This window comes from Turicibacter sp. HGF1 (assembly GCF_000191865.1).
GTDB classification, from domain to species: Bacteria; Bacillota_I; Bacilli_A; order MOL361; family Turicibacteraceae; genus Turicibacter; species Turicibacter sanguinis.
This window is the reverse complement of the sequence record NZ_AEXQ01000065.1, coordinates 1-14,921: the sequence shown is the minus strand read 5'-3', so window position 1 is coordinate 14,921 and position 14,921 is coordinate 1. Positions and strand designations below refer to the sequence as shown.

General features: G+C 32.4%; 14 protein-coding genes. 12 read left to right on the top strand and 2 right to left on the bottom strand.

The window, feature by feature from the left end; all coding sequences use genetic code 11:
• Window positions 1-736: 736 nt before the first annotated feature.
• The 5 genes from tilS (at window position 737) to HMPREF9402_RS06285 (ending at window position 6,077) form a co-directional block, all read left to right on the top strand.
• The gene (gene tilS, locus HMPREF9402_RS06305) at window positions 737-2,116 is read left to right on the top strand and encodes a tRNA lysidine(34) synthetase TilS (RefSeq protein ID WP_006784884.1); all 1,380 of its coding nucleotides are present in this window, start codon (window positions 737-739) and stop codon (window positions 2,114-2,116) included.
• Entirely contained in the window at window positions 2,100-2,648 is a 549-nt protein-coding gene (hpt, locus tag HMPREF9402_RS06300; RefSeq protein ID WP_240060463.1) for a hypoxanthine phosphoribosyltransferase, read from the top strand. Before tilS ends, hpt begins: the two co-directional genes overlap by 17 nt.
• A gap of 15 nt (window positions 2,649-2,663) precedes the next feature.
• Window positions 2,664-4,697 (top strand): ATP-dependent zinc metalloprotease FtsH, encoded by a 2,034-nt coding sequence (gene ftsH, locus HMPREF9402_RS06295; RefSeq protein ID WP_006784886.1) that lies wholly within the window; start codon window positions 2,664-2,666, stop codon window positions 4,695-4,697.
• 187 nt (window positions 4,698-4,884) lie between these two features.
• Window positions 4,885-5,760: an Hsp33 family molecular chaperone HslO gene (gene hslO / locus HMPREF9402_RS06290; RefSeq protein ID WP_006784887.1), complete on the top strand. Its 876-nt coding sequence runs from the start codon at window positions 4,885-4,887 to the stop codon at window positions 5,758-5,760.
• A gap of 17 nt (window positions 5,761-5,777) precedes the next feature.
• A complete protein-coding gene (locus tag HMPREF9402_RS06285; protein ID WP_006784888.1) occupies window positions 5,778-6,077 on the top strand; it encodes a CAAX protease family protein in 300 nt (99 codons plus the stop codon).
• A 43-nt stretch (window positions 6,078-6,120) separates the two neighbouring features.
• On the opposite strand, the gene HMPREF9402_RS06280 is transcribed toward HMPREF9402_RS06285, so the two are convergent.
• The gene (locus HMPREF9402_RS06280) at window positions 6,121-6,306 is read right to left on the bottom strand and encodes a hypothetical protein (RefSeq protein WP_006784889.1); all 186 of its coding nucleotides are present in this window, start codon (window positions 6,304-6,306) and stop codon (window positions 6,121-6,123) included.
• A 164-nt stretch (window positions 6,307-6,470) separates the two neighbouring features.
• On the opposite strand from HMPREF9402_RS06280, the gene HMPREF9402_RS06275 reads away from it, so the two are divergent.
• Complete coding sequence (locus HMPREF9402_RS06275; RefSeq protein WP_006784890.1) at window positions 6,471-7,751, top strand: alkaline phosphatase family protein; 1,281 nt, start codon at window positions 6,471-6,473, stop codon at window positions 7,749-7,751.
• Here HMPREF9402_RS06275 and HMPREF9402_RS06270 read toward each other — a convergent pair.
• Window positions 7,687-8,145 (bottom strand): helix-turn-helix domain-containing protein, encoded by a 459-nt coding sequence (locus tag HMPREF9402_RS06270; protein ID WP_039930879.1) that lies wholly within the window; start codon window positions 8,143-8,145, stop codon window positions 7,687-7,689. The genes HMPREF9402_RS06275 and HMPREF9402_RS06270 overlap by 65 nt on opposite strands.
• Before the next feature lie 224 nt (window positions 8,146-8,369).
• On the opposite strand from HMPREF9402_RS06270, the gene HMPREF9402_RS06265 reads away from it, so the two are divergent.
• The 6 genes from HMPREF9402_RS06265 (at window position 8,370) to HMPREF9402_RS06240 (ending at window position 14,918) form a co-directional block, all read left to right on the top strand.
• A complete protein-coding gene (locus HMPREF9402_RS06265; protein WP_006784892.1) occupies window positions 8,370-9,326 on the top strand; it encodes an ABC transporter permease in 957 nt (318 codons plus the stop codon).
• Complete coding sequence (locus HMPREF9402_RS06260) at window positions 9,313-10,263, top strand: iron chelate uptake ABC transporter family permease subunit (RefSeq protein ID WP_006784893.1); 951 nt, start codon at window positions 9,313-9,315, stop codon at window positions 10,261-10,263. Before HMPREF9402_RS06265 ends, HMPREF9402_RS06260 begins: the two co-directional genes overlap by 14 nt.
• Window positions 10,260-11,015, top strand: coding sequence for an iron ABC transporter ATP-binding protein (locus HMPREF9402_RS06255; RefSeq protein WP_009606877.1), 756 nt, complete (start codon window positions 10,260-10,262; stop codon window positions 11,013-11,015). Before HMPREF9402_RS06260 ends, HMPREF9402_RS06255 begins: the two co-directional genes overlap by 4 nt.
• 38 nt (window positions 11,016-11,053) lie before the next feature.
• Window positions 11,054-12,034: a siderophore ABC transporter substrate-binding protein gene (locus tag HMPREF9402_RS06250; protein ID WP_009606878.1), complete on the top strand. Its 981-nt coding sequence runs from the start codon at window positions 11,054-11,056 to the stop codon at window positions 12,032-12,034.
• Between the two features lie 618 nt (window positions 12,035-12,652).
• A complete protein-coding gene (locus tag HMPREF9402_RS06245) occupies window positions 12,653-14,305 on the top strand; it encodes a hypothetical protein (protein ID WP_006784896.1) in 1,653 nt (550 codons plus the stop codon).
• A gap of 58 nt (window positions 14,306-14,363) precedes the next feature.
• Window positions 14,364-14,918 carry a class D sortase gene (locus tag HMPREF9402_RS06240; protein WP_006784897.1) on the top strand — a complete coding sequence of 185 codons (555 nt, stop codon included), beginning with the start codon at window positions 14,364-14,366 and terminating at the stop codon, window positions 14,916-14,918.
• The last annotated feature ends 3 nt before the right edge of the window (window positions 14,919-14,921 follow it).

Below are 14,921 nucleotides of genomic sequence, written 5' to 3'. Positions count from 1 at the left end.
TTGTGTGTGTAGATCAAAGTGTGCGAGGTAAGTTGCTGACCTAAACAGTGACAATGAGTGTGTAATCAAAAATATGTAAGGATGGTCACTTTCCTAAAATAGTGATATAAATTTTAAATATTTATTTGAATTATATTAGTTAAGTTATTAACTTATACAACGACAAATTAATTTTAGTAGGGTACTAGGTTCAAGGGTCAGGTTACTAGCCTTAATAAAGTAATTGATTATTTATTATAAATTGGAGATTGGTTGACTATTTTATGGCTGGCACCATATAAGTAGTTATAATAGAAATCTCATTGAAAATTATTTGTTTTTAAGTAAGATTTATATTTTTTTAAAAAGTTTTATGTGTTCATCCAATTTTAAAACCATTTTATGATGGAAGTGTCCTACTAGAGTAGGGACGTGTTCGGACAAACAATTGAATATTATCCACGATTTTGTAAATCGTTATTTCGGATACAGGGGCGTATTCGAAGGTTCCGAATATGTAAAGGGACCGGTTTGAATGATGTGATAGTCGCGAATCATGTCATTTGTTGAAGTTTAATTTGTAATAATGAGCTCATTATAAATTTAAAAATCAGATTCTATCTAGGATCTGATTTTTTGTTGTTTGGAGGATATTAAGAAAAAGTGTATGAAAGTAAGGGGAATGCTTTTTTTTTACCTCAAAATGGATATAATAGATAATAAGCGTTTTTTAAAGGGCAAGGAGAAATAGAATTAAATGAAAAAGGTTATATTAAGGACGATAAAAAAATACAATTTATTGGAGAAAAATAAATCAGTTGTTGTCGCAGTTTCAGGCGGGGCAGATTCAATGGCATTACTAAATTTGCTAGTCGAAATTAAAGAACTGTATAACCTTCATTTAGTTGTAGCTCATGTGAATCACAAGAAGCGTGAAAACTCAGATTTAGACGAGGTTCTAGTTAACAAAATAGCATTAGAAAATGGATTAGATTATGAGGTTTATTATTTACCTAAGTGTTTAACTAATGAAAATTTTCATGAATATGCGAGAAGAGAAAGATATAACTTTTTTAAAAGAGTTGCTGCTAATTATAAAGCAGATTGTATTGTGACAGCGCATCATGCCGATGATCATTTAGAAACACAAATTTATAGACTTTTATATCATAGTACAGTTAGTGGTTTAATTGGAATAGAACCGATAGTGGAGTATTGCGGATTGAAAATAATTAGACCATTAATCGAGGTAACAAAAGATGATATTTACAAGTATTGTAGTGAGTCTAGAATTGAGTACAGAGAGGATGAATCAAATCAAAGCGATGTGTATACTCGTAATCGAATTCGAAAATATATTATTCCAGCTTTAGCAGAAGAAACTTTTTCTGTTTATGAACATTCTCGAAGCATTAGTGAGCAGTTAAGTGAAGATGAAGCGTTTTTTAATTTACAGGTTGATCAATTAATGAATGAAGTTTCTGAAATTAAGGGAGTATTTAAAGTTTCAAGAAGTTTTATAAATAGCCTTCCTAAAAGCTTATCAAGACGATTGATTAAACGAATTCTTCAGCAGTTTATGATAAAGGATATTCAAACTGTACATATTGAAGAAGTACTGTCAGTTATGCAGAGTTCAAAACCTAATTTGAGCGTGACGTTACCTAATCAAATTTGTTGTGTTATAGCCTATGATATAGTACAATTCTCTACAATGCTTGATGAAATAGAGCCATATGAGATGATTTTAGATGTAGATTCTACGCTTGTCTTACCTCAAGGTTCTACTTTGTGTATAAGGGAGAACAAAGTCGATGAAAAAACGGAAAAATCTTGCATTAATAAAGTTGATTTGTGTTATAATGAAATAGAATTACCTTTAAAGGTTAGAACACGCAAACCAGGTGATCGTATCACTCTAATGAACGGACATGGAACGAAAAAAATTAAAGAAATTATGATTGAATGTAGAGTTCCCAAACATTTAAGAGATACATGGCCGATTATTACAGATTCGAATGATCGAATTATCTGGATTCCACTTTTAAAAAAATCATCTTATTGTCAACAACATTTAAATGGTAAAACGATTACAATTGATTATTGTCACCTCGGAGGGAATGAAGAAGATGCATAACGATATTAAAGAAATTTTATTAACAACTGAACAAATCGAAGCTAAAGCTGCAGAATTAGCGAAGCAATTAGAAATCGACTATGCGGATAAAAAACCGGTTTTATTAGGGTTATTAAAAGGATCTGTTCCGTTTATCGGAGATTTAATGAAGTGCATGAATATTCCAGTTCAAATTGAGTTTATGGATGTTTCTAGTTATCATGGGGGAACCGCTTCAACTGGACAAGTTAAGATTTTAAAAGATATTGATATCTCAGTAGAGGGACGTCATATCATTATTGTTGAAGACATTGTAGATACAGGATTTACTTTAGATAAAGTTATCGCACTTTTAAAACATCGCGGAGCTGCAAGTGTTGAAGTAGTAACAATGTTGGATAAACCAGAAGGTCGAGTAGTTGTAATGGAACCAAAATACATTGGATTTACAATTCCAAAAGCCTTTGTTGTTGGTTATGGATTAGATTATGATGAGTATTATAGAAATTTACCATATGTAGGAATTCTTAAAGAAGAAGTCTACATGAATTAAGAAAGAGGTGCGAAGATGCCGCCAATTAATCCAAAAGATAAAATTAAAAGCATGAAAAAGAAAAGTAGTTTTAATAAAAAAGGTCCACAAAGTATTGGAATCTACTTTATTCTATTTATCATTGTTTTAGGGTTATATGGTTTCTTATTTATTCCACAGGAAACACAGAAAATTGAAGAGCCACGTTATGAACAATTATTAAGTGATTTAGAATCAGGAAAAATTGTTTCATTATATGTTCAACCAGTAGATGGTGAAGACAATCAAAATATGTGGTCTGTTCAAGGTGAAATGATGGTAGATGGAAAGAAAACTATCTATACTGCAAATGTTCCAAATTCGGAATTGTCACGTATTTATGATTTAGCATTATCAAATAACATTGAAATTAATAATAAATTAGCTTCAAGTGTAGGTAAGATATGGTCATTCCTTTCTTACGCGTTAATAACTGTTTTATTCCTAGGTGTCATCATGTTTATGTTTAAATCAGCACAACGAGGGAATAATAAGGCGTTTGATTTTGGTAAGAGCCGTGCTAAATTATCTAAACAAGAAGGAATCTCGTTCGAAGATGTTGCTGGAAATGATGAAGAGAAAGAAGAATTGGTTGAGGTTGTCGATTTCTTAAAAAGTCCAGCTAAGTATAATGAAATGGGAGCACGTGTTCCAAAAGGTATTTTATTAGTAGGGCCTCCAGGTACAGGTAAAACGTTATTAGCTCGTGCAGTTGCAGGAGAAGCTGGAGTACCTTTCTACTCAATTTCAGGTTCTGATTTCGTTGAAATGTTCGTAGGGGTAGGGGCAAGTCGTGTACGCGATATGTTCCAAACTGCGAAGAAAACAGCGCCTTGTATTATCTTTATCGATGAGATTGATGCAGTAGGGCGTCAACGTGGAGCTGGTATGGGTGGAGGACACGATGAACGTGAACAAACATTAAATCAGTTACTTGTTGAGATGGACGGATTTGGTCCAAATTCAGGTATTATCGTAATGGCTGCAACTAACCGTCCAGACGTTTTAGATCCGGCTTTATTACGACCAGGACGTTTTGACCGTCAAATTACAATTGGTCGTCCAGATGTTAAAGGACGTGAAGCAATCTTAAAAGTGCATGCACGTAATAAACGTTTAGCACCTGAAGTACGTTTAGAAGATATTGCAAGACGTACACCAGGATTTAGTGGAGCGGATCTTGAAAACTTATTAAATGAATCTGCTTTATTAGCAGCTCGTGAAAATCGTAAAGAAATTCAAATGCGTGATGTCGATGAAGCAACGGATCGCGTTATGATGGGACCTGCTAAAAAATCAAAAGTATTCTCACCAAAAGAACGACGTGTTGTTGCTTATCATGAAGCAGGACATGCTGTTGTTGGATTAAAACTTGAAAATGCAGAGATTGTACATAAAGTTACAATTATTCCTCGTGGAGAAGCGGGAGGATATGCTTTAATGCTTCCTGAAGAGGAAACTTATTTACAAACTAAACAAGATTTATTAGACCGTATTACTGGATTATTAGCTGGACGTGTCTCAGAAGAGTTAACGTTCCACCAGGTAACAACGGGAGCTCATAATGACTTCCAAAAAGCAACTGCTATTGCACGTGCGATGGTTACTGAATACGGGATGAGTAAATTAGGGCCTATCCAATACGAACAACGTAGTGGAAATGTATTCTTAGGACGTGACTATAATAAAGATAAGAACTTCTCTGATCATTTAGCACGTCAAATTGATGAGGCAATTCATGAGATTATTAGTGAATGTTATGAACGTTGTCGCAAGGTTCTTGAGCAAAATCAAGATTTAGTAAAATTAATCGCTGAAACATTGTTAGAGTATGAAACATTAACGAAAGAACAAATTGATGAGTTAGTTGAAAAAGGTCACTTAGAAACAACAGCTTATACAATTAGTAGCTCTAATAAAGATGATAAAAAACAAGCTAATTTCAAATTAGTGCGTGAAAATAATAATTATCAATTAAAATCAACATTAACTCATTCAAAGGATGAATTACCTCCAATTGAAGAGTTATAATAAAAAAATCGTTTCTCATTAGAGAAACGGTTTTTTTATGAGATGATGTAAATAAATTTTTCCTATTAGCTCAATATAAAATTAATACTGACAATAATGAGTAGAAAAATAAGTGTATTTTTGTTATCATAGACAACATAAAAATGATTTCCTAAGAAATAAAAGAGACAACAAGGAGGCACATTAAATGAAAGATTATTTAGTTAAAGCATTAGCATTTGATGATCAAATTCGTGCATTTGCTGTAAGTTCAACAAATTTAGTTGAAGAAGGACGTCGTCGTCACGGTTGCTGGCCAACTGCTTCGGCTGCTCTTGGTAGAACTTTAACGGTTGCTGCTATGATGGGAAGCCAGTTAAAAGGTGAAGAAACAATTACTATTCGTATTAATGGAAATGGACCAATCGGTTCAATTATTGTAGATGCAGACTCAAAAGGTATTGTACGTGGATATGTTACGAATCCAGAAGTACACTTCCAATATAATTCAGGAAAATTAAATGTAGGGATGGCTGTTGGAACTGATGGGCAGTTATCAGTGACAAAGGATTTAGGATTAAAAGATTATTTCACAGGACAAGTTCCGTTACAATCAGGTGAAATTGGTGATGACTTTACGTATTATTTTGCAGTATCTGAACAAGTTCCATCCGCTGTTGGCGTAGGGGTTTTAGTTGAACCAGATAACTCAGTTAAAGCAGCTGGAGGATTTATTATTCAAGTAATGCCAGGAGCTACAGAAGAAACATTAGTGAAGTTAGAAACTGCTTTATCTAATATTAAACCTGTTTCTCAAATGATTGATGGAGGTCTTACTCCTGAACAAATTTTAGAAACGATTTTTGGTTCGGAAAATGTTCGTATTTTAGATCGTCATGATGTTCATTTTGAATGTAAATGTTCAAAAGATAAATTTGAAAATGGAATTATTAGTTTAGGAGAAAATGAAATCCAAGCGATGATTGATGAAGATCACGGTGCGGAGGCAGTTTGTCATTTCTGTATGGAACGTTATCAATTTACTGCTGAAGAATTAGAAGCTTTAAAAGAACGAGTAAAGTAATTAAAGGATGAATTAATATGAATCGCTATGAAGATAATATTGAAGTAGTTGAAGGTGAAGTTATTAGTGATGGAAGTACATCTTCACAAAAGGATTATTGGCGTGAGGAACTTAAAGAAGAGCTTCGCCAAGAATTAAGAAACGATTATCGACATGAACTAAGAAAGGGAATGATGTCGGTTCTAGGAAAAAGCTATAATTTAGGAATGATGCTTGCAGTTGTTATCTCTTACACAGCACATCACTCTATTTTATGGGCGATTATTCATGGATTACTTGGTTGGTTTTACGTTATTTATAAAATTATTTTTGGATAAAATTAAAATCCATTATTTCATTTTGAAATAATGGATTTTTTTATTACATCGGATAGAATTCATCAATAACTTTAATGATATTAGGGCGGAGATCAATATTACCTTGTTCAAGCTGATATCTTAGGCTTGAAAAATCAGAAGAGTTTGAAGGAGCTTGGGTATCTGCTTGAAGTCCGATGTAAAATAATAATAAACCACAAATGATAAGAATAGTATTTAATACTTTCATCAGTGTCACTCCTTATCGCTTTTGTCGAGATTGAGCTCAATATTACTATACGTGTGGACTAAGGAAGGCGTGAGCGGAAATATTGGACATTTATACAAAATTATGTCATCATATTAATAAAGTTATTTTATATCTGAGGACAGCAAAGAAAGGGCGTGGATGATATGAAGAAATTATTATTGATGTCATTAGATGCGATGATTGGTAAAGATATTGAAATTTTAAAACAGTTACCAACGTTTGGACCAATTTTAAAAAAAGCATCAATTGTAAAATCAGTTGAGACAGTATATCCATCAATGACTTATACAGCTCATGCATCGATTGTTTCAGGAACTTATCCTAATAAACATGGAATTATCACAAATGAGGTATTTACACCATTAGTTAATAATGCACCTTGGTATGAGTTACGTTCACAAAATAAAGCTCAAATTCTACCTGAACTAGCTCAAGAAAATGGTTATTCAGCATTTATTAATAGTTGGCCAACATTAGTAGGAGCAAATGTTGATTATGTTGTTCAACGTGCTGGAATTCATTATCCTAAAGAAGAACAAGAATCTGAAATTCGTAAAAATTCAAATGATGTTTTAACACAGGAAATGTGGGACTATTGTGCGGAAGCATGGACGTTACCAAATTATTATTCAACAGATAAATTTTCTGCAAAAGCAACAGAATATGTTATTAATAAATATCAACCAGATGTAATGTTAATGCATATGACATTACCAGATCATTATCGTCATTCACACGGGGTATTATCTGAAAAATTAGTAGATGCGTATAAATATTTAGATGATATGTTAGCAATCGTTGTAAATGCTTTAAAAGCAAATGATTTATATGAAAAAACAACGTTTGTTTTCTGTTCAGATCATGGACAAGTTGATGTGGATATGAATATTAATGCGAATAAATTATTAATTGAAAATGGATTATTAACAGTAGATGAGAATGGAAAAATGACAGATTGGGAAGCTTATATCCAATCTAGTGCTGTATCTGCTCAAGTTTATTTAAAAAATCCTAAAGATGAAGAAATGGTTCAAAAGGTTTATCAGTTATTAAACGAAAATCGTGATTTATTACATATTGAGCATATTTTTACGCGTGAGGAAGTTAATAAAACGTATCGTTTAAATGGAGAGTTTACATTTGTATTAGAAGCTAAAGAAGGAGCCGCATTTGGATGGAATCTATTAGCTGATTATCAAAATCCAATTATGAATGATGATTATCGTGTAAGTCGTGGTACACATGGACATATCCCAAGTAAAGGGGAGCAACCATGTTTAATTTTAAGTGGTCCAGGGGTACTTGAAGGAAAAGAAATCTCAGTTGCTAAAGTTGTGGATATTGCTCCAACATGTGCAGCTATTTTAGGATTTGAAATGCCTGAAGCAGATGGACGTGTACTTCGTGAATTATTAGTAGATTAATAAAAAAGGTCAAAGCTTGTGCTTTGACCTTTTTTATTTTTTGATTTGCAATTCGACGATATTGTAGGGGTGTCATCCCTGTTATTTTTTTGAATGTCATATTGAAATAGTTTTGATTATTAAATCCAACTGTTAATGCAACTTCAAGGGTTGATAATCTTCCTTCCTCGAGTAGTGGTTTACTATTTTCAATTCTAATTTCATTAACAACTTGTGAGAAAGTTTTCCCCAATTCCTTTTTTAAAACAGAACAAAAATAGCATTTATTAAGATGAAAGTAGCTAGCAACGTCTTCTAAAACTAAGTTTCGATCGTAATTATTTGAGATATATGCTAAAACTTGTGGGCCATAAAGACCGGAATTTGGAGCTTTATTTTTGTTTGTATCGTTCATTTTTTTCCCTCCATATAAAAAAATAAAAAAAGATAATAATAATTATTATCAATAAAAAGGCTAAAACCTAAATATAGTTATAAAAATCTAAACATAGTTAAGAATGTTACTTGGTTAACTGTTATAATAAAAACAAATGATAATAATTATCAATTAAGTTGGATTAATTATAACATAGAATTTATTGAGAGTAAATATGTTGACAACGGGGAAGAGGTATGAATTTGAAGAAGCGATATTTATTAATTCTATTGTTAATACTGTCTATTGTTTCAGTATTTGTTGGAGCAAGTAATGTTACGTTAGATTCAGTTATCAATGGAGACATTGATCAATTATTTATTTTATTTGTGAGTCGTATTCCGAGATTGCTAAGTATATTAGTTGCGGGGGTTGGAATGAGTATTTGTGGTTTAATTATGCAGCAATTAACACGAAATAAATTTGTTTCTCCAACGACTGCTGCCACAATCGATTTTGCTAAATTAGGAATGCTTATCGCTATGTTATTCTTTGCTGGAGCATCTCCGCTACATAAAATGTTTTTTTCTTTTATTTGTTCTTTAGCAGGAACATTCTTATTCATGGGAATATTAAAGCAAATTAAATTTCAAAATAGTTTATTTATCCCTTTAATCGGGATGATGCTTGGGAATGTTGTTAACTCCATTACAACGTTTATTGCCTATCAGTTTGATTTAGTCCAAAATATTTCATCTTGGGCTCAAGGAAATTTTACAAATGTGATGAAAGGAAATTTCGAGCTTATTTATTTAAGTATTCCACTTATTATCGTTGCATTTTTATATGCTAATAAATTTACAATCGCAGGAATGGGAGAAGATTTTTCAACAAATTTAGGTCTTAATCATAAGTGGATTGTGAATATTGGATTAACGATTGTTGCTTTAATTACATCAGTTATCGTCATTACTATTGGAGCTATCCCATTTATCGGCCTCATTGTTCCTAACATTGTGTCATTATACTTAGGCGATAATCTAAAAAATAGTTTAGGTCATACTGCTATTTTAGGAGCATTGTTCTTACTAATCTGTGATTTGATTGGTAGATTAGTTATTTATCCATACGAAGTTACGATTGGATTAACGGTAGGTGTCATTGGAAGCATTATCTTCTTATTTTTAATTATGAGGAGGAAATCAAATGCAACGTCGTAAGTTTTTTAGTATCCTACTCATTTTAGCGATTGGCTTTAGCGTATTATATTTAGCATACGGATTAAATCCGAATTCTTATCAATATGCTTTGTCAAGACGAATTCCAAAGTTAATTGCGATTATGTTAACAGGTGGGGGAATTGCAGTATCCTCAGTTATCTTTCAAACAGTTACTAATAATCGGATTTTAACGCCGAGTGTTCTTGGGTTGGATTCCTTATATACAATGTTACAAACTGTCATTGTCTTTATTTTTGGATCAGCAAATGTTGCTTTAATTGGTTCGAATGTTAACTTTATTTTAGCTGGAATTTTAATGGTTCTGTTTTCGTTAGTATTATTTCGTATTATGTTCAAGCAGGAAAATCAGAATTTATTCTTCTTACTAATGCTCGGAATGATTTTTGGAACCTTATTTAGTAGTTTATCTTCATTTATGCAAATGGTGATGGATCCAAATGAATTTTTAATCGTTCAAGATAAAATGTTTGCAAGTTTTAATAATGTTAAATCATCTTTATTAATGATTTCATTTTTAACAATAGTTGTTACATTTTTATGGGCATTTAAAGATATGAAGCGATTAGATGTTTTATCTTTAGGGCGTGAACATGCGATTAATTTAGGTATTGATTACGATAAGATTGTTCGAAAATTATTGGTTGTTGTTTCAATTTTAGTTGCTGTTTCAACAGCACTTGTAGGACCTATTACGTTTTTAGGATTACTGGTAACCAATCTCTCTTATCAATTATTTAAAGATTATCGTCATAGTGTTTTAATTCCAGGTGCAATATTAATTAGTATTGTATCGTTAATTGGAGGTCAGTTCTTAGTTGAGAGAGTGTTCCAATTTAGTACAACAATTGGGGTTATTATTAACTTTGTCGGTGGGATTTACTTTATTTATGTTCTGTTAAAGGAGGAGCGCGTATGATTGAGGTGAAAAATATTTCAAAGAAATATGGTTCAAAAGCTGTCGTAAATGATGTCTCTTTTCAAATTAAGAGGGGAAAGATTACCTCATTTATCGGACCAAATGGTGCTGGGAAAAGTACCGTATTAGGAATGATGAGTCGTTTGTTGAAAAGAGATTCTGGTGAAGTCTTTATTGATGGAAAAGAGTTATCACAGTGGAAAACAAATGAATTAGCTAAAGTCCTGGCGATACTTAAGCAAAGTAATCATTTAAGCGTCCGACTTACAATTCGAGATTTAGTCGCGTTCGGTCGCTTCCCACACAGTCAAGGTAATTTAACGGAAGTCGATCAAGCTAAGATTGACGAGGCGCTTCATTATATGCAACTTGAGGATATTCAGGATAAGTTTTTAGAGGAGTTAAGTGGGGGCCAAAGGCAACGCGCTTTTATCGGAATGGTGTTGGCACAAGATACTGACTATATTTTACTTGATGAACCTTTAAATAATCTTGATATGAAGCATAGTGTGCAAATTATGAAGATGTTACGTCGTATTACAGATGAGCTTGGTAAAACAGTTATTATTGTGATTCATGATATTAATTTTGCATCATGTTATTCAGATGAAATTATTGCTTTGCAAAACGGTGAAATTTCGGTTTGCGGAACAGTAGATGAAATTATGCAGGCATCAACATTAAGCGAGTTATATGATATGGATTTTGAAGTTCAAGAGATTAATGACAAAAAAATCTGTGTGTATTACTAGGCTAGGATTAAATATATAAGAAAAGGTGGAAAAGAAAAATGAAGAAAAATTTATTAGTAATGATGGCCGTTTTGGCAATGGGAATGGTAGGATGCTCACAGGCACCTGCAATGGAAGCACCGGCAGAAGATACAGCTGTATCTGAAGAAGTAAAATCAACTGAAAATAAAGAAGTAGCAACAACTTTAATAATTGAACATGACTTAGGGAAAACAGAAGTTGAAATTAACCCAGAAAATGTTGTTGTTTTCGATTACGGAATTTTAGATTCATTAGATTACATGGGGGTTGAAATTACAGGAGTTCCACAATCAAGTTCAATGCCAGAACATTTATCAAAATTTGATGGTTCTGAATATGCTAATGCAGGTTCTTTAAAAGAAGTAGATTTAGAAGCTGTTTATGAAATGCAACCAGATTTAATTATTATTTCTGGACGTCAATCTGATTACTATGAAGAATTATCAAAAATTGCGCCAACTATTTTCATGGGAATTGATAATGAGAATTATTTAGAATCATTCAAAGAAAATATGATAGTTTTAGGTCAAATCTTTGAAAAAGAAGAGTTTGTTACAGAAGAATTAGCTAAAATTGAGGAATCAGTTGCGACTTTAAATGAAGCTGTAACGGCAACAGGAGCTAATGCTTTAATTACGTTAGTTAATGATGGTTCTGTAAGTGCTTATGGTCAAGTTTCTCGTTTTGGAATCATCCACAATACATTTGGATTTATTCCAGCTGATGAAAATATTGAAGTATCAACACATGGACAAAATGTTTCATTTGAATATGTTTTAGAAGTTAACCCAGATTATCTATTTGTTGTTGATCGTGGGGCTGCGACTGGAGGAGAATCAACGGCTGCGGCTTTATTAGATAATGAATTAATTCATGCAACAAATGCAAGTGTAAATGATCACATTGTTTATTTAAATGCTGGGATTTGGTATACAGCGAGTGGTGGATTTACTTCAACAAATATGATGATTGATGAAATTAGTGCTGCGTTAAAATAATAATTTGCAAATAAGGTGAGTATTTCACCTTATTTTTTTATTAAATTTAATTACAAAAATAAAAAAATCACAAACTTTTCAAAAAAATTCACAAAAATATGTAAAATTATAGTATAATATACGTGTTAGGAAACATGGTCATTTAATGACAGGATAGTGTCAGTTTTGATGAAAATTGTCATGAGTTTTCATCGAATTTATCACCTATAGAAATTTGGAAGTCATTCAAGTATTTTTTAAGAATACTTATTCCCTATAGATTAGTTTTGTACTCCTCAAATATAAATAAAACTAAATTTGGAATCTATGATTTGCGGCGTAGATTCTAAAAAGACTTCAAATTCTATCACTATCTCCACCAAGTGTTTTCTGATTATCTTCCTCGAGGTAAACTTCGAGGATTTTTTATTTGTCGTGAATTTTGAAGACTACCATTCAAAGTCTTTTACTAATATAGAGTGTGATGAAGAATTTTAGTGGTTTTACTAGATTAAGCGATGAAGGGTGTCGGTTTCTAAATGATAGTAGTAAGGGAAAAGTGTGGTAATAAATATCATGATTTGATATAATTACATTAATAATTTTTTATACGTCTTATTAAATAATGGAGTGAATAATGTGAAAAGATTACGTAATATTTTAGTTACAATTATTCCGTTGATTGTTTTATTTTTAATTGCGGATTATGTATTATTAGTACCTTTAAATATTAGATTTGAAGAAGGATTTGGATTATTCTACGGGTTATTAATTATTGCAATTATTGCTTATTTTTATGAAGATGTACGTTATATTTTTCAAGATATAGCTAAAGGACATCCCATTAGTTTTCCAGGTTCAAAAATTAAGTTTGTTTTACTGACGATGATTATCATTTATTTTGGATATCAGTTATCATCATTACCTATTTTTTGGAGCAAACAATATCACGATTTAATTGGTAATGTGGAGACAAAAGAATTTGTTGAAGAGATTCCATCAGTTGATTTATCTAAGATTCCAACAGTTGATGAAGATTATGCTCGCCGTTTAGGTGAGAAAAAGCTTGGAGAAGATGTTGGTTTGGGGTCTCAGGTTTATGTTGGGGATTATACGTTAATTAGTATGAATGACGAGTTATTCTGGGTAGCACCTCTTGAACATATTGATATTATTAAGTGGTTTGCTAATCATGAGGGGACCCCTGGATATATAATGGTTTCAGCGACTGATGCTCAGGATGTACGTTTAGTTCAAGAAGATGCAGAAGGAAACCCAATTCACTTAAAGTATTTACCTTCGGCATTCTTTAATGATGATATTAAACGTAAGGTATATTTTGAAGGAAATATGTTTGAAGGATTGACTGATTTCTCATTTGAATTAGATGATTCAGGACGCCCTTATTGGGTTGTGACAACTTATACTAAGAAAGTCGGAATTAATGGTGGATCTGATGCGACTGGAGTAGTAGTGGTTGATGCGCAAACTGGAGAGACTCATAAATATTCAACTGAAGAGGCACCAACATGGATTGACCGTATCCAACCACAATCATTTGTGATTAATCAAATTAATGACTGGGGTTGGTATACAAACGGATTCTTCAATACATTATTTGCTAAAAAAGGGATTATTCAAGCAACTCAGGGAAGTAATTATATGTATGTCGATGGAGAGTGGTATTTCTATACTGGTATGACTTCAGCTAGCTCTGATGAATCAACGGTTGGATTTATGTTATCGAATACGAGAACGAAGGAAACAAAGTTCTATAAAATTGCAGGTGCAACTGAGATTGCAGCGATGCGTTCAGCAGAAGGAAAAGTTCAACAAATGTCATATTCTGCGAGTTTCCCATTGTTATTAAATATTGAAAATGAACCAACGTATTTTATGACGTTAAAGGATAACCAAGGTTTAGTTAAGCAATATGCATTTGTTAATGTAAAAGATTATTCGATGGTTGGTACAGGTGAAACATTAAGTGAGGCTCGTGCTAATTATACGAAGTTGATGTTTGGAAAAGGTGATTTTTCAAATCTTGCATCAGGAGAACGTAAGTCAATTAAGGGGACTGTTGAGCGTTTTGGAATGAGTCAAAGTGATGGAAATACTTATTATACGATTATTTTAAAAGATCAAACTAATTTATTATTGATGGGAGCAAGCACTATCTCACCGGAGTTAGCTATTACCCGCGAAGGTGACGTAGTTGAGATTGAGTATATTGACGCAAATAATCAGACAAAAACAATTGTTTCATTTGATAATTTAAATTACGTTCAGTAATCATAAAAGGAGAGGCGCTACTAACGTGCTTCTCCTTTGCGTTAGAGGTGTAGAAGTGATGAAGAAGATAATACCAATTTTATTGATTTTGATTGGTGTAGTTTGTTTAGGTATAGGAATTTATCCATTAATTGAGATGAATAAAGGAGTTAAAGAATCGGTGGAACAATGGGAGGAATTAAAAAATACTCCTAAGGAAGAAACATCGAATGAGAATGTCGATCAAAGTATTGTTGGGATGATGCAGATTGCTTCATTTGACAAGTTATTGCCAATCCGTGTTGGAACATCTGATGCGATTTTGACAAAAGGGGTAGGAATAGATGACGACACATCTATGATTGGTGATGTGGGTAATTCAGTACTTTACGGCCACCGAGAAGAAATTTTTTGGAATTTAAAACATGTTGAGGTTGGAGAGTTAATTACAATTGAGACATTAGATAATACCTTGACTTATGAGATACAAGATATTCAGATTGTTGATCCAGATGATGATTGGATTTACGAGTCATCAGATAGATCAATGATTACATTAGTGACTTGTTATCCGTTTGTTTATATGGGGCCAACACCTGAAAGATATGTTGTGAAAGCTAGTTTAATAGAGTAAAAA